The sequence below is a fragment of the Tenacibaculum sp. Bg11-29 genome (assembly GCF_002836595.1).
Classification (GTDB): Bacteria; Bacteroidota; Bacteroidia; order Flavobacteriales; family Flavobacteriaceae; genus Polaribacter.
The window spans coordinates 3,012,468-3,032,517 of record NZ_PJBB01000003.1 but is presented as its reverse complement, the minus strand read 5'-3'; the positions used below and the strand labels follow the sequence as shown (position 1 = coordinate 3,032,517).

Annotated in this window: 14 protein-coding genes; 7 read left to right on the top strand and 7 right to left on the bottom strand. The window is 28.2% G+C overall.

From position 1 onward, the window contains the following. Window positions 1-50: 50 nt before the first annotated feature. Window positions 51-2,525 carry an endopeptidase La gene (lon, locus tag CXF68_RS13860; protein ID WP_101045637.1) on the bottom strand — a complete coding sequence of 825 codons (2,475 nt, stop codon included), beginning with the start codon at window positions 2,523-2,525 and terminating at the stop codon, window positions 51-53. Window positions 2,526-2,730: 205 nt separating this feature from the next. On the opposite strand from lon, the gene CXF68_RS13855 reads away from it, so the two are divergent. The 5 genes from CXF68_RS13855 to CXF68_RS13835 all read left to right on the top strand — a co-directional run bounded on the left by CXF68_RS13855 (window position 2,731) and on the right by CXF68_RS13835 (window position 10,083). Beyond that, window positions 2,731-3,408 carry a M48 family metallopeptidase gene (locus CXF68_RS13855; protein WP_101045635.1) on the top strand — a complete coding sequence of 226 codons (678 nt, stop codon included), beginning with the start codon at window positions 2,731-2,733 and terminating at the stop codon, window positions 3,406-3,408. A gap of 5 nt (window positions 3,409-3,413) precedes the next feature. Next, window positions 3,414-3,941, top strand: coding sequence for a YfiT family bacillithiol transferase (locus tag CXF68_RS13850; protein ID WP_198553824.1), 528 nt, complete (start codon window positions 3,414-3,416; stop codon window positions 3,939-3,941). A 249-nt stretch (window positions 3,942-4,190) separates the two neighbouring features. Further along, window positions 4,191-4,982 (top strand): carboxypeptidase-like regulatory domain-containing protein, encoded by a 792-nt coding sequence (locus CXF68_RS13845; protein ID WP_101045631.1) that lies wholly within the window; start codon window positions 4,191-4,193, stop codon window positions 4,980-4,982. A gap of 103 nt (window positions 4,983-5,085) precedes the next feature. Beyond that, window positions 5,086-8,787 (top strand): phosphoribosylformylglycinamidine synthase, encoded by a 3,702-nt coding sequence (purL, locus tag CXF68_RS13840; protein ID WP_101045629.1) that lies wholly within the window; start codon window positions 5,086-5,088, stop codon window positions 8,785-8,787. Window positions 8,788-8,874: 87 nt separating this feature from the next. Beyond that, the gene (locus CXF68_RS13835) at window positions 8,875-10,083 is read left to right on the top strand and encodes a threonine/serine exporter ThrE family protein (RefSeq protein WP_101045627.1); all 1,209 of its coding nucleotides are present in this window, start codon (window positions 8,875-8,877) and stop codon (window positions 10,081-10,083) included. Between the two features lie 74 nt (window positions 10,084-10,157). Here CXF68_RS13835 and CXF68_RS13830 read toward each other — a convergent pair whose 3' ends face one another. Continuing rightward, window positions 10,158-10,583 carry a MarR family winged helix-turn-helix transcriptional regulator gene (locus tag CXF68_RS13830; RefSeq protein ID WP_101045625.1) on the bottom strand — a complete coding sequence of 142 codons (426 nt, stop codon included), beginning with the start codon at window positions 10,581-10,583 and terminating at the stop codon, window positions 10,158-10,160. 79 nt (window positions 10,584-10,662) lie between these two features. Here CXF68_RS13830 and CXF68_RS13825 point away from each other — a divergent pair, with 79 nt between their 5' ends. Beyond that, window positions 10,663-11,508 (top strand): DMT family transporter, encoded by an 846-nt coding sequence (locus tag CXF68_RS13825; protein ID WP_101045623.1) that lies wholly within the window; start codon window positions 10,663-10,665, stop codon window positions 11,506-11,508. A gap of 313 nt (window positions 11,509-11,821) precedes the next feature. Further along, window positions 11,822-13,240 carry a cytochrome P450 gene (locus CXF68_RS13820; protein ID WP_101045621.1) on the top strand — a complete coding sequence of 473 codons (1,419 nt, stop codon included), beginning with the start codon at window positions 11,822-11,824 and terminating at the stop codon, window positions 13,238-13,240. Here the strand turns inward: CXF68_RS13820 and CXF68_RS13815 are convergent. The 5 genes from CXF68_RS13815 to CXF68_RS13795 all read right to left on the bottom strand — a co-directional run bounded on the left by CXF68_RS13815 (window position 13,237) and on the right by CXF68_RS13795 (window position 19,982). Continuing rightward, a complete protein-coding gene (locus tag CXF68_RS13815) occupies window positions 13,237-14,481 on the bottom strand; it encodes an Hsp70 family protein (protein WP_101045619.1) in 1,245 nt (414 codons plus the stop codon). The two genes, CXF68_RS13820 and CXF68_RS13815, sit on opposite strands and share 4 nt — an antisense overlap. Before the next feature lie 161 nt (window positions 14,482-14,642). Then, window positions 14,643-15,389, bottom strand: a complete 747-nt coding sequence (locus CXF68_RS13810; RefSeq protein WP_101045617.1) for a head GIN domain-containing protein — start codon at window positions 15,387-15,389, stop codon at window positions 14,643-14,645. A gap of 85 nt (window positions 15,390-15,474) precedes the next feature. After that, entirely contained in the window at window positions 15,475-17,886 is a 2,412-nt protein-coding gene (locus tag CXF68_RS13805; RefSeq protein WP_101045615.1) for an ABC transporter permease, read from the bottom strand. Window positions 17,887-17,908: 22 nt separating this feature from the next. After that, window positions 17,909-18,610, bottom strand: a complete 702-nt coding sequence (locus tag CXF68_RS13800) for an ABC transporter ATP-binding protein (RefSeq protein WP_101047535.1) — start codon at window positions 18,608-18,610, stop codon at window positions 17,909-17,911. Between the two features lie 127 nt (window positions 18,611-18,737). After that, window positions 18,738-19,982: an efflux RND transporter periplasmic adaptor subunit gene (locus CXF68_RS13795; protein WP_101045613.1), complete on the bottom strand. Its 1,245-nt coding sequence runs from the start codon at window positions 19,980-19,982 to the stop codon at window positions 18,738-18,740. Window positions 19,983-20,050 lie beyond the last annotated feature (68 nt).

The following is a 20,050-nucleotide window of genomic DNA, read 5'->3' as shown; positions in this document are numbered from 1 at the left end:
TTAATATAAAAATTAGTTAGGAGTTTTTTATAATTAAATTAAAATTTCTATTACACTAACTTCTTTGCATTTTTTACTTTTTGCTTAGTAAGTGCAATATCAATTACTTCATGCATTTCGGTTACATAATGGAATGTTAATCCTTTTAAGTAACTTTCTTTTATCTCTTCAATGTCTTTTTTATTATCAGCACATAAAATTAGTTCCTTAATATTTGCACGTTTTGCTGCTAATATTTTTTCTTTAATTCCACCTACTGGTAATACTTTACCACGTAACGTTATTTCACCAGTCATGGCTAATCTATTTTTAACCTTACGCTGTGTAAATACCGATACTAAAGAAGTTAACATCGTAATACCAGCACTTGGCCCATCTTTAGGTGTTGCTCCTTCAGGTACGTGAATATGTACATCATATTTTTCTAACACTTCAGGTTTAATTCCAAACTCTTCAGCATTTGCTTTGATGTATTTCATAGCTATTGTAGAAGACTCTTTCATTACTTTACCTAAATTACCAGTAATAGAAAGATTTCCTTTTCCTTTAGACAAAATAGATTCTATAAATAAAATATCTCCACCAACACTTGTCCATGCTAACCCTGTTACTACACCTGCAACGTCATTATTTTCGTATTTATCACGTTCTAAACGAGGAGCTCCTAAAATACTCTCAATATCCTCATTTGTTATCGCAATATTATACTCTTCTTCCATCGCGATAGATTTAGCAGCGAAACGAACAACTTTTGCTACTTGCTTCTCTAAACCACGTACACCAGATTCACGAGTATACCCTTCAACAATTTTTTCTAATTGCTTTTTAGCTACTGTTAAATGCTCAGGCGTTAATCCGTGTTCTTTTAATTGCTTTGGAAATAAATACTTTTTAGCGATTTCAACTTTTTCTTCAATTGTATATCCAGTAACATTAATAATCTCCATACGATCACGTAGTGCCCATGGAATTTGCCCTAAATTATTCGCTGTAGCAATAAATAATACTTTAGATAAATCATAACCTACTTCTAAGTAATTATCATAAAACTCAGTGTTTTGTTCAGGATCTAATACTTCTAACATTGCTGAAGAAGGATCTCCTTGATTACTCTGACTTAACTTATCAATTTCATCTAATACAAATACAGGATTTGATGTTCCAGATTTTTTAATATTTTGAATTAAACGCCCTGGCATTGCACCAATATATGTTTTACGATGCCCTCTAATTTCAGCCTCATCACGTAAACCACCTAATGACATACGTACATATTTACGCCCTAATGCCTCTGCTACCGATTTACCTAATGAAGTTTTACCAACACCTGGAGGTCCGTATAAACAAAGAATCGGTGATTTCATATCTCCACGTAATTTTAAAACAGCTAAATGTTCTATAATACGTTCTTTAACTTTTTCTAACCCAAAATGATCTCTATCTAATATTTTCTGAGCTCTTTTTAAGTCGAATTTATCTTTAGAATATTCATTCCAAGGCAATTCTAACATTAACTCTAAATAATTACGTTGTACACCGTATTCTGCCATTTGAGGATTCATTCGTTTTAAACGACTTAATTCCTTCTCAAATGTCTCAGCAACATCTTTATTCCATTTTTTTGTTTTAGATTTTATTCTCATTTCATCTAACTCCTGATCATGAGAAACACCACCTAATTCATCTTGAATAGTTTTTAATTGCTGATGTAAATAATATTCACGCTGTTGCTGATCTAAATCAGAACGAGTTTTAGACTGAATATCATTACGTAATTGTAATTTTTGGAGTTCTTTATCTAAATTTTTTAATGTTAATAGTGCACGCTCTTTTAAGTTGTCTTTTTCAAGTAAAACTTGTTTTTTAGCAACACTTAATTCCATATTAGATGAAATAAAATTCACCAAAAACGAATTAGACTTAATATTTTTAATCGCAAAAGAAGCTTCTGAAGGTAACATTGGGTTTTCTTTAATAACCTCTAACGCTAACTCTTTAATAGATTCTATAATTGCATCAAATTCTTTTTCATCATCAACTTCTTTATCATCTATTGCTTCATGAACCTTTGCCTTTAAATATGGTTCTTCTTGCGTAATTTCATCAATTTCAAAACGTTTTTTACCTTGAATAATTATTGTTGTATTACCATCAGGCATTTTAAGAACACGTAAAATTTGCGCTACAACTCCTGTTTTATGAATATCATTTAAGCCAGGATCCTCAACATCGCCATCTTTTTGTGCTACTACTCCAACTATTTTGTCACCTTTATTTGCATCCTTTATTAACTGAATAGATTTGTCTCTACCAGCAGTTATAGGGATTACAACACCTGGAAACAATACCGTATTTCTTAAAGGTAAAATAGGTAACTCAGCAGGTACCTTTTCTTTATTTATTATCTCTTCATCTTCAGGTGTTAATAATGGAATTAATTCTGAATCTTCATTAAAAGCATCTTGAAGCGACAAATTGTCTAAATGTATTATTTTTGATTTACTCATATCTTTTATATCTGTCATAGTGACATTTTTATAATGTATATAACATTACAAAACGCACTTTTTAAACTGTAAATATTTGATAAATAGTCAACTATATTGATTTCAACTATTTCAACTACTTTTATAAGTCAATTGTTATGCCAAGTAAAAATTTATTTATTTTGTAACTAATTACTAAATGAATCGTCATAATTAATATGTTTTACAAAAAAGCGAACTAACAATGAAAACTAAATTACTATTTTTTTCTATCATTTTACTTATAATTAGTTGTTCTACAAGTAAAAATTCAGATGATTTTATAAAAAGCGCTACAGGGCGTTATTTTTTTAATGCTGATGAAGTTATAACCGTTAAATTTAATGACAGTAAACTACTGTTAAAATGGCGTAACCAAAACTTAACACCTTTAAAAATAAATGACACCACTTTTTATGTTAGTGAATTAAATGAAAAACTAATTTTTAATACTTTTAAAAATAAAATTGAATTAGCAAAAAAACGGGAGCATAAAGATAAATTATATGTTTTTAATAAGTTAAAAAATGGAGAAAAAACACCTAGTGAATATCTTGCTTTAAATAACTTTAAAGCTGCTTTAAATGGTTATAAATCGATTAAACAAAAAGACAGCTTAAACCCTGTAATCAAAGAAAACACTTTAAACCGTTTAGGATATAGCTATCTTTCTAGAAAAGAATATGAAAAAGCAATTAATATATTTAAAATTAATATCGAGTTATACCCAAAAAGCTCGAATACTTACGATAGTACAGGTGATGCATATTCTAAAATGAATGACACTTTAAAAGCCATAACATATTATAAAAAATCGTTAGCTGTAAATCCTGAAAATAGAGGTTCTAAAAGAGCCTTAAATAAATTAACGAAAAAAGAATAATTTTAATGGAGCATTTAAAATTTCCGATTGGTAAACCTAATATTCCTAATGAAATAGCTTCTATTCATATTTTAGAATGGATTGAAACTTTAGAAACCTTCCCAACCAAGTTAGGCACTTTGGTTGAATATTTATCTGAAGAACAATTAGATACTTGCTACAGAAAAGAAGGTTGGTCTATAAGACAGGTTATTCATCATTGTGCAGATAGTCATCATAATTCATATACTCGTTTTAAATGGGCATTAACTGAAGATACTCCTGTGATTAAGGTATATTATGAAGATCGTTGGGCAGAATTATTTGATTCGAAGTTTGCTCCTATTAAACTTTCTCTAGATTCACTAAAAGCGTTGCATGCTAAATGGGTATACCTTTTAAAAGGATTAACAAATGATAATTTAAATAAGTGTTTCATTCATCCTGATGGGCTTGAAAAAATTAGTTTAAAAGAAAATATTGCTATTTACGCATGGCATTGTAATCATCATTATGAACACATAAATCAGTTAATAATTAAAAAGAAATGGTAATAAAAGTTAACTAGAATTAATAATATTGATTTGGCTGTAATTATCAATAATTATTATTTTAATAAACTTTATATCTAATATTATAGGCATTCATTACATTGAAAATGAAGTTTATTTGTAAATGAATTATTTTAAAAACTATAAATATTTTTTAAAGGTATTTATAGTTTTTTCTTCTTTAAAAAGTTACGATTATTCATTTCACAGTTTCTTAACTCGTTTCAATTCAATAATTCTTATTTTTGCTTTATGCAAAAAACATATTTATTTCTTATCGTATTTATATTTGTATCAATAACTGGGTACTCTCAAAATCAAAAATTAAAAGGTCAGGTTGTTCATGCTGACACCAAAAAACCTTTAAGTGCAGCACATATTTTAAACTTAAACTCTGTTACAGGTACCATTACTAATGAAAAAGGTGTATTTGAGCTAACATCAAAAGCAAACGATACTATTTTAGTTTCATTTTTAGGTTTCTCATCAATCAAACTAAAAGTTACAAATGACCTTTTAAAAGGAAATGAAGTTGTAATATCTTTAATAGAAAAAGATGAAGAAGTTAAAGAAATAGTTATTAAATCTACAAAACTTATTGGTGTTTTAGAAGTTGATGTTAAACAAGTTCCTAAAGATAGGTTTACAAGAATACATATAAATGGTTTACCACAAACTTATGAAATTGGTAGACCTCAAAAAATATCATCTCCAATCGCAAAATTATTAAATCCTGTTGATTTAGTTTATAATCTCTTCAGTAAAAAACCAAAGCAACTTAAAAAACTTAAGAAGTTGAAAAAAGAAGACGACTTACGTAAAATGTTAGCAGGTAAGTTTGATAGAGAAGTTATGATGGAATATCTAGAAATGGATAGGCAAGAACTGAATAAACTTTTATCAGACTGTGATTATTCTGAATATTTTATAAAAAAAGCAAGTGATTTACAAATGATTGAAGCAGTATTAAATTGTTACGAAAATTATAAAGCTTTGAAAAAAGGTAAAATTGAAATAAATAGATTACCTGAGAATAGGAATTAACTAATAAAAAGCAGCAAAAAAATGCTGCTTTTTTTATACAATTATTTCGCGCAAAAAAAGTAAATTTGCATTTTTACAACAATAAGCAAACACAACACTAAAAATGATTCATTTCTTTGGAAACAAAAACAGTAAAGTATTCGCTGTTCAAACAATAAAAGAATTAACTACAGAAACAACTTCTAAATTGACTTGGCTTTTTGCCAATCAACCTAAAATAGAACAAGCATCAATAGATGCTTTTTTTGTTGGTCCTAGAGCTGCTATGATTACTCCTTGGAGTACAAATGCTGTAGAGATTACTCAAAACATGGGTATTTCTGATATTATAAGAATTGAAGAGTTCTCTGTAATTACTGAAGATTTTTCTGATTTTGACCCAATGATTTCTGAGAAATTCAATGGTTTAAATCAAGATTCATTTAAAATTGAAATTCAGCCCGAAACTATTTTAGAAATAGATAATATCGCTGAATATAATGCACAAGAAGGTTTATCTTTAAGTGACGAGGAAGTAACATATTTAGAAAGTGTTGCAACTAAAATTGGAAGAAAATTAACCGATTCTGAAGTATTTGGGTTTAGTCAAGTAAACTCTGAACATTGTCGTCATAAAATATTTAACGGAACTTTTGTTATTGATGGAGAAGAGCAACCTACTTCTCTATTTAAAATGATAAAAGAAACATCTAAACAATTTCCTAACGATATTGTTTCTGCATATAAAGACAACGTTGCTTTTATAAAAGGTCCAAAAGTGGAACAGTTTGCTCCTAAAACAGCAGACAAACCAGACTTTTATCAAACAGAAAATTTTAATTCTGTTATTTCTATAAAAGCAGAAACACATAATTTCCCAACAACTGTTGAGCCTTTTAATGGTGCAGCAACAGGTTCTGGAGGAGAAATCAGAGATAGACTTGCAGGAGGAAAAGGTTCTTTACCTTTAGCAGGAACAGCTGTTTATATGACTTCTTACTCTCGTTTAGAAGCTTCTATAGATACTGTTAAGAATATAAGATATTGGGAAAATAAATTTGAAGCTAGAGATTGGTTATACCAAACTCCAATGGATATTTTAATAAAAGCATCTAATGGGGCTTCAGATTTTGGAAACAAATTCGGACAACCTTTAATCACAGGTTCTGTATTAACTTTTGAACATGAAGAAAACTCTTCTTCTAGTGAAGCTAAACCTAGAAAATTAGGGTTTGATAAAGTTATTATGCAAGCTGGTGGAATTGGTTATGGAAAAGCAGAACAAGCTTTAAAAGATACTCCTAAAAAAGGTGATAAAATTGTAATTCTTGGTGGTGAAAACTACAGAATTGGAATGGGTGGAGCCGCGGTTTCATCTGCTGATACAGGGGCTTTAGATTCAGGAATTGAATTAAACGCTGTACAACGTTCTAATCCAGAAATGCAAAAACGTGCTGCTAATGCAGTTCGTGGAATGGTAGAAAGTGAAGAAAATTTTATTGTTTCTATTCATGATCATGGTGCTGGTGGACATTTAAATTGTTTATCAGAATTAGTAGAAGATACTGGAGGTAAAATTGATTTAGATAAATTACCTGTTGGAGACCCTACCCTATCTGCGAAAGAAATTATTGGTAACGAATCTCAAGAAAGAATGGGGTTAGTTATTGCAGAAAAACATATAGATACTTTACAAAAAATTGCAGAACGTGAGCGTTCACCAATGTATACTGTTGGTGAAGTTACAGGTGACGATCGTTTTACTTTTGAATCTGAAACCAAAGGCGATAAGCCAATGGATTTAGCTTTAGAAGATATGTTTGGTTCTTCTCCTAAAACTGTTTTAACTGATAAAACTGTAAAAAGAAACTATAAGAACTCAAGATATAAAGTTAAAAATTTAAACAACTATTTAACACAAGTTTTACAGTTAGAAGCTGTTGCTTGTAAAGATTGGTTAACAAATAAAGTAGACAGATGTGTTGGTGGTAAAGTAGCCAAACAACAATGTGTTGGCCCGTTACAAATTCCGTTAAATAACGTTGGTGTAATGGCGTTAGATTATAATGGAAAAGAAGGTGTTGCAACTTCAATTGGACACGCTCCTATTGCAGGATTAATTGATCCTGCTGCAGGAAGTAGAAATGCAATTACAGAATCTTTAACCAATATTATTTGGGCTCCTTTAAAGGATAATTTAGATTCAATTTCATTATCTGCAAACTGGATGTGGCCTTGTAAGAATGAAGGTGAAGATGCTCGTTTATACAAAGCTGTAAAAGCTGTTTCCGAATTTTCTATCGATTTAGGAATCAATGTACCAACAGGAAAAGATTCTTTATCAATGAAGCAAAAATATGCTGATGATGAAGTAATTTCTCCAGGAACTGTTATTATTTCTGCTGCAGGAAACTGTAGTGAAATAACTAAAGTTGTTGAGCCTCTTTTAAAAATTGATGGAGGAAATATTTATTATATTAATATTTCTCAAGATGAATTTAAATTAGGAGGAAGTTCTTTTCACCAGGTTTTAAATACCATTGGAAATCAAGCTCCTGATGTAAAAGATCCTGCTTTTGTAAAGAATACTTTTAATACCATTCAAGAATTAATTAAAGGTGATAAAATTACTGCTGGGCATGATGTTGCTTCTGGTGGTTTAATTACAACTTTATTAGAAATGTGTTTTGCCAATGTTAATTTAGGAGCAGATTTTAATATTTCTGCCTTAAATGAAGAAGACTCTATAAAAGTATTATTTGCTGAAAACTCAGGAATTGTTTTTCAAGCAGATGCTTCAGTTGAAACTATTTTATCAGAAAATAAAATTGAATTCTTTAATATTGGAACTGCAAATAATACAGGAACTGTAAATATTGAAAATAACGAAGATACTTTCTCTTTTGATGTAACTGAAACGAGAGATGTTTGGTATAAAACTTCTTATTTATTAGATCAAAAGCAAACAGCTAACAATTTAGCTAAAGATCGTTTTGACAATTATAAGAATCAACCTTTACAATACACCTTCCCTACTCACTTTACTGGTAAGTTACCTGTAAATTCAAATGAAGGAAAGCGTCCGAAAGCAGCAATTATTCGTGAAAAAGGTTCTAACTCTGAACGCGAAATGGCTAATGCAATGTATTTAGCTGGTTTTGACGTAAAAGATGTTCATATGACCGATTTAATTTCTGGTCGTGAAACATTAGAAGATATTCAATTTATTGGAGCTGTTGGTGGTTTTTCTAATAGTGATGTTTTAGGTTCAGCTAAAGGTTGGGCAGGAGCATTTAAATACAATGAAAAAGCGAATACTGCATTAAATAATTTCTTTAAAAGAGAAGATACCTTATCTGTTGGTATATGTAATGGTGCACAATTATGGATGGAGTTAGATTTAATTAACCCTGATCATAAAGTTCATGGTAAATTAGTTCATAATGACTCTCAAAAACATGAAAGTTCTTTTACATCTGTTAAAATTCAAGAAAATAATTCTATAATGTTATCTTCTTTAGCTGGAACAGAATTAGGTGTTTGGATTTCTCATGGTGAAGGTAAATTTAACTTACCAGAAGCAGAAAGTAATTATAGTATTGTTGCTAAGTATGGTTATGAAGGATATCCTAATAATCCAAATGGTTCAGATTTTAATACTGCAATGATGTGTGATACAACTGGGCGTCATTTAGTTACAATGCCACATATAGAACGTTCTACTTTTCAATGGAATTGGGCAGATTATCCTACTGGAAGAAAAGATGAAGTTTCTCCTTGGTTAGAAGCCTTTGTAAATGCTCGTAAATGGGTTGAAAACAAATAATTTTCAGCTTTAGTTTATATATTTAAAAGGGCTTTTCTTAAAGCCCTTTTTTTTGTTCTTATATTAGAAAAATAAAATTATTTATAAATGAAAATTCCAAAAAAATATCAATTTATAGTTGAACTAGGAAAAGCTCTTCATATATACGGTATACCTTCATATAAAATTGAATCTTATTTAATCGAAGTTGCAAAGACTAAAGGAATTGTAGGTAGCTTCATGGATTTTCCAACATGGATAAATTATGTTTTTTACGAAGATCAAAAATCTTATAACTATATTGAATGTATCCCTCCTGGTCAGCTAAACTTAGGAGCATTTTCTAAAATTGCAGAACTCACTAATAAAGTAATTAATTCTGAAATTGATAACGATTCTATAACTAACGAATTAAATATTATTCATTCTAAAACTAAAGAGGTAAATCATGTATTTTTAACCTTTTCCTATGCATTTGCAGCTGGTAGTTTTAGCCTATTAATAGGCTCAAATTGGGTGTCTTTTGGAGTTTCTTTATTTTTAGGGGCATTTATATACCTTCTAGTATATTTAGCTACAAAATCAAAATATATAGAAAATATATTCGAATCTTTCAGTGCGTTGATTGCAACCATTGTAAGTTGTCTTTTAACTTTAGTTTTTCCAGAACTTAATTTAGGTTTAACCATATTAGCTTCCATCATTATTTTTATTCCGGGATTAGCAATTACTACTGCTTTAGAAGAAATAACGTCTAAAAATTTAGTTTCTGGAGGAGCAAAGCTTTTAGACTCAATTCTCTTATTATTTAAACAGTTTTTTGGTGTATTACTTGGTTTAGGCTTAATGACATCTTTCATTGATATCGATTTAACTTATCATGTTTCTGAAACACCAAAATGGACTATCTTTTGTGCTGTACCACTGCTTTCAATTTCTCTCTTCCCCATATTTCAGGTACGAAAGAAAGATATGTTTTTTGGTGTATTAACAGGAGCTTTAGCTTTTTTTATAACTGTTTTATTATCAGGATATGGAATATTAGTGAGTACTTTTATTGGAACCTTGGCTGTAGTTGGAATAAGTCGTTTATTTGGTAGAATTTCTAAAACACCAAAAACAGTATACTTAACGCAAGGTATTATAATGCTTGTACCTGGAAGTAAATCTTTTATGGGATTAAGTAATTCATTATTAAACTCTTCTATTGCAGGTTCTGTAAACTTATTTGAACAAGTCGCTTTTATACTAATGGGTATAATTGGAGGGCTTCTTTTTGCAGGTACATTTAGAGAAAGAAGTAATAAAAAACACTAAATCACAATTTGGTCAGAAGCTTTTGTAAATGAGCTGAAAGAAACCAGTTTTTGAAATACTTCAAAAACTGGTTTTTATTTTAAAATTAAGTCCTTTACTCTTTCTAATAAAAAAGCCAATTCCTTCCTCTCTTCTTCTTCTAAATGGTCAGTAGTTGATAACACTAATTCTGCAGACAGCTTATTTAATTTTTCATATACTTCTCCCCCTTTTTCTGTTAAACTTAATAAATATATTCTTTTATCCTGTAAAGATTGCTTTTTAGTGATCAGTAATTCATTTGTTAATTTTTTAACGATACGACTTAAATACCCTTCATCTAAATTTAATTGTTCATTTATAACAGTTGCAGATGAGTTTGGATGAAAAGACAGTTCGCTTAAAATATGAGCTTCCGTAAATGAATAATTACTGTCGAGAAAACTGGTTTGAAGCATCCCTATCAATCTAGCATACTTTTTATTAAAATCTATTATTTTATTTATATCATTTATTTCCATAAATCAAATATAAACATTTTACTTGCTTAAGTCAATTAAATTTCAATATATTTGACTTAAGCAAGTAATTTAGATTATAATGAAATATAAAAACGGTACTGGAATATTATTTTCATTTCTTTGGGCAACAGCTGCTATAGCTATGAAAATTGGTATTTTATCAGTAGATCCATTAATTTTAGCTATCATTAGGTTTCTAATTTCAGGGTTAATAATGATCATTATATCAACGTTTTTATTAAAAGAAAAAATATCAAAGAAAAATGACTGGTACCAAATATCTATTTTGGGTTTGCTTAATATTACCATTTATCTAGGTTGTCTTTTTACTGCTATTATGACTATATCTGCAGGACTATTAAATTTATTTATAGCTATAAATCCTATTTTAATCACTTTATTTACCAGTTATTTTCTTAAGAGAAAAATTTCAACCAATGAAAAATTAGGTTTCTCTATTTGTTTTATTGGCTTACTTATAGCCACAATACCAACGCTAAAAGAATCTAAATCAAATTTTTTTGGTATCTGTTTATTAATTTTAGGAATGACATCCTACTCACTAGGAAGTGTATATTATAAAAAAAATGAATTGAAACTATCTAATTTAACAATTAATGGTTATCAGACTTTTATTGGTGGTTTATTTTTACTTCCAATAGCGTATTATTACAAGTCTCAGACTATTCTCTATGACACTAATTTTTATGTATCCTTAGTTTGGTTAACTGTTGTAATTTCAATTTTCGCTAATAACATTTGGTTTAGTTTATTAAAAAAAGATACAGTAAAAGCTAGTAAATGGTTATTCTTAGCTCCTATTTTTGGATATTTTTTATCATTTGTTTTACTAGGTGAAGAAATAACTATATATGCTTACCTTGGAATAGTATTGGTTCTTTTGGGTTTAAAAATAAATAAGTAATGTAATATAAGTAACTAGTTGTTTCATAATTAATTACATAATAAAATAAGATATACTACATGAAATTCCCCCTAATTAAGAAAAAGTAAAAGTGTTTTTAAATAGATTGAAAGTAAAATTTAGTGTTTTATTAACAAATGTTTATAAAAAAGTTACTTATTTCATCGTATATTTGCAGTACATTAATACTATTAATCTATTTTTGAAGGGGTAGATTAAAAAAAATAAGAAGGCACATTGTAATAATGTGTCTTCTTTGTTTTTACTGTATATTTAAAACTTTGCGTTATATTGTAACTTTTACAAATAAAACATGACCAAAATAAATACTCTTCCTCGTACTTTAAATGATTTAAAAACACCAAAAGGTAGTTTTATTCTTGGCAATTTAAAAGATTTTAAAAAGAAAAATAAACATCGAATTTTAGAGGAATGGGCTAAACAGTTTGGAGAATTATATACCATAAGACTAGGGCCATTGAAAGTTTTAGTATCTGCAAACACAGATTTAAATACTACCATTTTACGCCAAAGACCTACAAAATTCAGACGCCTTTCTAAAATTAATGAAGTATTTGTTGAAATGGGGTTTCATACTGTGTTTAATGCAGAAGGAGATCATTGGAAAAAACAACGTAAGCCTGTAACTGAGGCTTTAAATGTAAAAAAAGTAAAAGGATACTTCCCTGTAATTCAAAAGAAGACAGAAAATTTTATCTCCAAAATTAAAGTATATAGTTCTACTGAAGAGACTGTTGATATTATACAAGATTTTATTGCATTTACGATTGATGTTACAACAGAAATAGCTTTTGGTTATAAATTAAATACAATTCAGAATAAAGAGGATAGTTTTCAAAATCATTTAGAAATTATATTTCCAATGATTAATGATCGAATTACAGCCCCTTTTCCTTTATGGCGTATATTTCCTAAAACTAAAGATAAGCAATTAAAAAAATCATTAAAAGCTATAGAAAACATTATTCATCAGTTTATTAAAGATGCAAAATATAGATTAGAAAAAAATGAAGAATTACGAAATAATCCTTCCAATTTTTTAGAAGCATTATTGGTTGAAAGTGAAAAAGAAGATAGTGTTTTTGATGAAAAAACTTTATACGGAAATGTTATTGCTATGCTATTAGCTGGTGAAGATACTACTTCTAATACCTTATCTTGGACTCTTTTCTACCTTGCCCAAAACCCTGAAGTAGTTGAGAAAATAAGAAATGAATCTAATCTTACTTATCAAGATGCTATTCCTGAAAATTATGATCAATTAAGTCATTTAAAATACACCAATGCCGCTATACAAGAAGCTATAAGGTTAAAACCTACTACTCCAATATTATTTTTTCAAGCAAATGAAGATGTAGTTTTAAATGATTTATCTATTCCAAAAGATACTAGTATTATTCTACAGAATAGCTTTGCTTCTATGCAAGAAAATAATTTTTCTGATCCCACAAAATTTGATCCTAATCGTTGGATAAAATCAGAATGTCCTTATCAAAATCATAAACCAAAAACAATAAAAGCTTTTGGAGGTGGTGCTAGGCTTTGCCCTGGTATGCATTTATCTATGATTGAAATGACAACTGTAATTGCTAGTATCTGTAAGCAATTTGATATAAGTCTTGCTGTTTCACCTTCTGAAATCAAAGAGAACTTTGCTTTTACAGTACACCCAGAAAATTTAAAGGTTCAATTTAAAAAAGTAAAAACTTAACGAATATCTTTTTTAGCCTTTTCTAGTAAACCTAAAGCTACAGAATCCATAGCATTATTTTCAATTAATTTAGCATTAGAAAAAGTATTTTTAAAAAGTTCTTTTATAAATGGCATTTTACTAGTTCCTCCTGTTAAAATGAGATAATCAATACCTGTTTTGTTTACCCCTGCTTGTTTACAACATTCACTAGCTGTGTTAAGAATTTTTTGTATACTGTTTTCTATTGAATCTTCTAAAATGCTTTTTGTAATACTTAAATCAACTGTATTAGGTATAAAATTACTATTAAAATATAATGATTCTTTTTCAGACAACTTAATCTTTGTATTTTCTATTTCACCTAATAGTGAATGTGCATTCTTGTCGTTAATTAATTTTTGAAACTGGATGATTTTTTCTGGATATTTTGAATTTGCTACCATTTTTCTCACTAACATTTCTGTTTTTTTTGAGTATAATGATGTTGTTATTTTATTCCAATCAGCAGCATCTCTATAAGGTGTACTTGGTAATGTTATTCCTTTAAATTTGTCAATACTATTATAACCTAATTCTGGAAAAAATACTTTTAAAGCAAACTGACTATCAAGATCAGTACCTCCTAAAGAAATACCAGATGTTGATAAAATGTTTAATTCATTCTCTCCTTTATTAACCTCTACAATTGTAAAATCACAAGTTCCTCCTCCTAAATCTGCTACAATAGCTAACGATTTATCTTTTAAATTCTTTTTATGGTAGTAAGCTGCTGCAATGGGCTCTTCTAAAAAAGAATAATTTTTATAACCTACTTTTTTTATAATAGCTTCTAATTGAGCTATTCCAGAATTAGCTCCACTACTATTTTCAGAAAGACGTACAGGTTTTCCTATTACTACATAATCTGTTTCTTTTGCTGTAAATTTTTCGGTTTTATTTTTTACATACTTTATATAATTAATAATAATATCTTGAAAAGAAATATTGTATCCAGGTCTTAAAACTGTTCTTTGTTCAAAAAAAGTGGTTCCTAAAATTCTTTTAAAGCTTTTCATGTACCTACCATAACCATTATTTATGTAAGTATTTGTTGCAATGTCTCCGTAAATAGGATTTTCTATTTCATTAAAAGGAAAAAACACACAACTTGGTAATGATTTATTATTTTTCTCTAACGGAACCATTATATCTTTTCCGTCTTTATAAATTGTACTAATAGTATTAGAAGTCCCAAAATCTAATCCGCAAACATTATTCATAAAACTAATTTAAAAAACCTGCAATTTAAATGAATATTTATTGTAATGACTGCTAATGTTTCTTTTTTTTAAAGCATACAAGAATTTTATAACATGTAAATAAGAAAAGCTTATGTTACACAATAGTGTTACATAAGCTCCTTATAATAAACTTTCAACAATTAATTTATATTATTAATTATAGATTCACCTATAATAATTCCTTTTTTCAACTCAGCTTTTCCTTTATAATTTATCCTTGATTCACCATATGAGGTTACTTTTATTCTTTTAGATACATTAAATTGAAAGGTTCCATCTCCGTAGGCTGTTATTTTAGTTTCTTTTGATAAAACATTTAAAGCCATTATTTTACTCGCACCATAAGCTGTTATTTTTTGTTTATCAACAGTTCCTTTTTCTATATTTAAAAAACTATCCCCATAAATAGTTACATTAAGTTTATCTACATTAATTTTATTTATAGTAACTTCAGATTTACCATAAATACGTAATTTACATTCTTCTTGTATTAATGGACTCTGAAATGTTATTTTTTCTTCTCCTCTTAAAGAAAACGTTTTAACATCTGAATAAGTAATAATTAGTTTAACAACTCTACCTTTATATAAAGGTACCTTTCTTCTAGAATAACTATTAACTATCTTCTTATTTTTTGTGTAAGTTTTAGCCCCTTCCAAATATATTTGTAATGTTCCGTTAACTATTTCATACTTAAACTTCTCTTTAGAAACATTTATGTCTTCAATTTTAATGCTAGACTTAGTTCCTTTTTTAAAAATTGTTTCTATATGTGGACTTACAATGATTTTATTAAAACTTTGATTTAGTTTTATTGTTTCTTGTGCGTTTATACTATTATCTATAAATAATAAGAATATAAAAAAAGTAAATAATTTAAATTTCATAATTTTTATTTTTAAAATTAGTTTTGAATAGGTGTTTATTATACAAAAGACTTCATAATTTTTTGTCTGTGACTGTTTTTATAATTTATTCAAATTTTAAATATTTTATTAAATCTATTTTAGTTGCTCTATATGCTTTTAAACCAACCACTACAAAAACTAAAACAATTAAAATAATTGGTGTTATTATATAAGGAAGCAATGGCATTTCAATTCTATACACAAAATTATTTAACCAGTTTTGCATAAAATAATAGGCTATTGGAATTAAAACTATTGATGAAGTCACAACAATTTTTAAGAAGTTTTTTAATAGTTGAAACATTATTTCTTTAACAGAAGCTCCTAATGTTTTTCTTATTGCAACCTCTTTTAATCTTTGTTGAATTGTTAATGTAGCTAAAGCAAATAAACCTAAAAGAGAAATTAAAATTACCAATATAGATAATATTAAAAACATTGTCTGTTGCTTTTGATATTTATCATAAGTTTCTGCAAAGTTTTTATCTAAAAACTTATACGAAAAAGGATGTTTGGCGTCTACATTTTGTTTCCAAAAAGTTTCGATTTCTGCAATTGTTTGGTCAATATTATTTTTTTTTATTTTAAATTGAATTGCAGGCATCCACGTTTTTCCAAATTCAAAAGTATTCCATAATCCTAAAAACATTGGTGCAATTTTAGCATCAAAACCCTCAAAATGATAATCTTCAACTACTCCAATAATTTCAAAATTTACGTTATCAGACCAACCAACATCTACAATCTCACCAATTGGTTTTTTAGAAATACCCAACTTTTTTGCAGCTGTTTCATTTATAATTAACTTATTTATAGAATCTGATGCAATGTTTTTTGAAAAATTTCGTCCTTTTAAAACCTTTATTTTTGCAAAATCTATATAGTTATAATCTACTAGATTAGAGGCAGCGTTAAAACCAATGTCATTAATTTTATGGTTTAAAGAAGTTCCATTCACAAAACCATCTCCTGGCACAAACATACTAGATGTAACTGCTATTATATTTTCATTTTTTGATAAAACTTGTTGTGTTAATAAGAATTTTTCATACTCATTTTCGATACTAAATACTTCTACAGAAAGTACTTGCTCTTTATCGAAGCCAAGATCTTTTTGCATCATATAATTAATTTGATTTCCTACAATTAACATACTAATAATAAAAAATCCTGATATTAAAAATTGAAAACCAAGCATTATATTTCTTGCAAAATTTCCTTTCTTACTTTTAGAAATACTTCCTTTTAAAACTTCTATTGCTTTAAAATTCGATAAGTAGATTGCAGGAATACTTCCAACAAAAAATGAAGTAAGTACGGCTACTAAAAATAACGTAAATAATGAACTCGTATGCAAAATTGAAATATCTTTATCTACAAATTGATTAAAAAAAGGCAATACCAACTCTACAATTACAAGCGCAATAACAAAAGAAATGATTCCTTGAAAAACAATTTCAAATACATATTCAAATAATAATTGCTTTTTTGATAAACCTAATGTTTTCTTTACTCCAACTTCTTTAGCTCTCTGACTTGCAGATGCTATTGATAAATTGATGAAATTTACACAAGAAATTACAATTAACAAAACTGATAAACTTAACAAAACCATTAATAATTGATAATTTCCGGTTCCACTTGGTCCTGCTTTTTTTGCAGAACTGTGCAAATAAATAGTATCTAATTTATCTAAAAGAACTGTTGGTATTCCATAACGGTTATCAAATTCCTCTATTGAAATACCAGCCTCATTAGCATAGGGTTTATATGCATTTATAAAAATTTGATTCATCTTTAACTTTAAAGCAGCTAAATCTGTACCTTCTGTAATTCTACAAAACAATTCGTTATTATGGTTTCCCCAGTTAACTTCAAAAGCTTCAGAAAACTGCATCAATAATTCTGGCTCTTGATGTGTATTTTTTGGCAGTTCGTAAACACAAGTTATTGCATAATCTTTACCATTAATTTTAACCAAATTACCAATTGCTTTCTCACCTTTAAAAAGACGATCTGCATACTTTTTTGACAATGCTATATTTGTTCTTGTTTCCGCAAATTTCCCAGCAGAACCTTCTAAAATTTTAAATGGAAAAAATTCAAAAAACTGTGGCTCTGTAAAAATTAATTTATCTGTAAATTCAAACGCATCTTTAAATTGTAAAACTCTACTTCTATAATGTAAACCCACCATTAAAGCTTCTGTAACTTCTGGTAATTCTTTAGGATATGTAAGATACATTCCAGCATTTACAGAGTTCCAAACTTCGCCAGATTTTGGTTGTTTTATATTTACTCTATAAACATCTTCCTTATTTGGGTTCCATTGATTGTAACTCTTTTCTTCATTTAGATATAATAAAATGATTAATAAACCTGCCAAACCAAGCGTTAATCCGCTAATGTTAATTAATGCATTAAGCCAGTTTTTCTTACTATTTCTAAAAAATATTTTAAACCAAATCTGTAACATAATTTTTGCTTTTTATAATGACTTATTGAACTAAAATATCAACTTTATGCTCGTTTGTTTTTTCTGAAATTATTTCTCCATCTTTTAAAGTAATAATTCTTGATGAAAATTGAGCATCGTAAGAAGAATGAGTTACCATTACAATAGTGGCTCCTGTTGCATGTAATTCAGTTAATAATTCCATTACATCATTACCACTTTTACTATCTAAATTACCTGTAGGTTCATCAGCTAAGATTAATTTTGGGTTTGTTATCAAAGCTCTAGCCACAGCAACACGTTGTTGTTGACCTCCAGATAATTGTAACGGAAAGTGTTTTGCTCGATGTGCTATACCAATTCGTTCTAAAATCTCATTAACACGTTGTTTTCTTTCTGATGCTTCTACCTTATTGTAAATTAATGGCAACTCTACATTTTCGTATACTGTTAATTCATCAATTAAATTAAAATTTTGAAACACAAAACCAATATTAGCTTTACGTAAACCCGCTCGTTGTTTTTCATTAAAACGTGCAACTTCAGTTCCATCAAAAAGATAACTTCCGTCATTTGGAGCGTCTAATAAACCTATAATATTTAATAAGGTAGATTTTCCGCAACCTGAAGCTCCCATAATAGATACAAATTCTCCTTCTTTTACTTCTAAACTTAAGCTGTTTAATGCTGTAGTTTCAACTTCTTCTGTTTTATATACTTTTACTAAATTTGTTATTTTAATCATTTTGTATGTTTTAAATTTTGTTTTTATAATTGTTCTCGATACAATTTTTCTTCCTACGTCATAAAAATTACTCGAACTGACATTAGCTTTGCTACTTTGAGACTCTTTTGCTTTGAAACTTTTTTTCTTATTCAATATTTATTTCTTCTACTTTTTTATAATCATCATAACTAGATGTTATTATCCTATCTCCTTCTTTTAATCCCTCTAAAATTTCGTAATAAAAAGGGTTTTCTCTACCAATTTTAATAGTACGTTTTACCGCTTTATTTTTTGTGCTTAATACAAAAACCCAAATCCCATTGGTACTTTGATAAAACTGACCTTTAGGTATTAACAAAGCTTTACTGTTATTAGATAAAAAGACTTTTGTTTTTAAAGACATTCCTCTTTTAATACTCTTAGGAAGTGAATCATTCCTAAAAAGAAGCTCAACTTCAAATTGCCCACTTACAACTTCTGACAATACTTTTGATAATACAATATCGTAATTTTTAGTATTTACAGTAACACTTCCATTTATGTCTTTCTTTAATTTTGAAATGTAATACTCATCTACTCTTGCAGTTAATTTATAACCATCTAAAACATCCATTTTTCCAATTGGTTGACCTTGATTATAACTTTCTCCTAAAATTGGATTGAATGATGATAACAAACCGTCTACTGGAGCTTTCACTACAAAATTCTCTTTATTCTTGCGTAATAATTCTAAACTTTTTTGCATATTAGTAATAGAAACATCTATTCTAGCTAATTGTACATCTCTGCTCTTTTTTTCCTCTGAAACACTTCTTTTAATAACTCCGCTTCTTTCTTTTTGAAACGTATATTCTTGATTCGATTTTTGATAATCATTCTTTGCTACCACTTCTTTCGTGTACAAGGTTGAATCTAATTTATATTGGCGTTTTGCACTTCTAAAATCATTACCAATTCTTAACAATTGTTGATCTAAATTTAATTGTTGGTTCTTAATATTTACTCTAATATTTCTCAAATTATTAATTTGTTCAACAATAACTGTTTCTTGAGTTAAGTAATTTAGTTCAGCATTCGGATTGTATACCTTTAATAATGGTGTTCCCTTTTTTATCATCTGTCCACTTTCAACAAAAATTTCTGAAACAGAACCGCCTTGAATTACATTTACTAAGACTGAAGTTTTTGGCTCTACAGTAGCATTAAATAAAATAACATCTTCAAAGTTTCCACGAGTGACTTCTCTAATACTTAAATTATCTTTTTTTATGTTTGTTTGCTTTTTACGTGTTAAATTCATTAAAATAACACTTAATAATAACACGATTGGAATTCCCCACAATAACATCTTTTTAGTTGTTTTATTCTTTGTTTGTATCTGCTTATCCATTATAGTTTGTCTTCGTTTGGCATAGTTAAGTCCATAAATATGCCAATAGAAAACAAATACCTAAAACA

Bases quoted from the DNA above. Each gene is read 5' to 3' on its own strand.
- lon (WP_101045637.1), bottom strand. From the start codon at position 2,525: ATGACAGATATAAAAGATATGAGTAAATCAAAAATAATACATTTAGAC.
- CXF68_RS13855 (WP_101045635.1), top strand. From the start codon at position 2,731: ATGAAAACTAAATTACTATTTTTTTCTATCATTTTACTTATAATTAGT.
- CXF68_RS13850 (WP_198553824.1), top strand. From the start codon at position 3,414: ATGGAGCATTTAAAATTTCCGATTGGTAAACCTAATATTCCTAATGAA.
- CXF68_RS13845 (WP_101045631.1), top strand. From the start codon at position 4,191: ATGCAAAAAACATATTTATTTCTTATCGTATTTATATTTGTATCAATA.
- purL (WP_101045629.1), top strand. From the start codon at position 5,086: ATGATTCATTTCTTTGGAAACAAAAACAGTAAAGTATTCGCTGTTCAA.
- CXF68_RS13835 (WP_101045627.1), top strand. From the start codon at position 8,875: ATGAAAATTCCAAAAAAATATCAATTTATAGTTGAACTAGGAAAAGCT.
- CXF68_RS13830 (WP_101045625.1), bottom strand. From the start codon at position 10,583: ATGGAAATAAATGATATAAATAAAATAATAGATTTTAATAAAAAGTAT.
- CXF68_RS13825 (WP_101045623.1), top strand. From the start codon at position 10,663: ATGAAATATAAAAACGGTACTGGAATATTATTTTCATTTCTTTGGGCA.
- CXF68_RS13820 (WP_101045621.1), top strand. From the start codon at position 11,822: ATGACCAAAATAAATACTCTTCCTCGTACTTTAAATGATTTAAAAACA.
- CXF68_RS13815 (WP_101045619.1), bottom strand. From the start codon at position 14,481: ATGAATAATGTTTGCGGATTAGATTTTGGGACTTCTAATACTATTAGT.
- CXF68_RS13810 (WP_101045617.1), bottom strand. From the start codon at position 15,389: ATGAAATTTAAATTATTTACTTTTTTTATATTCTTATTATTTATAGAT.
- CXF68_RS13805 (WP_101045615.1), bottom strand. From the start codon at position 17,886: ATGTTACAGATTTGGTTTAAAATATTTTTTAGAAATAGTAAGAAAAAC.
- CXF68_RS13800 (WP_101047535.1), bottom strand. From the start codon at position 18,610: ATGATTAAAATAACAAATTTAGTAAAAGTATATAAAACAGAAGAAGTT.
- CXF68_RS13795 (WP_101045613.1), bottom strand. From the start codon at position 19,982: ATGGATAAGCAGATACAAACAAAGAATAAAACAACTAAAAAGATGTTA.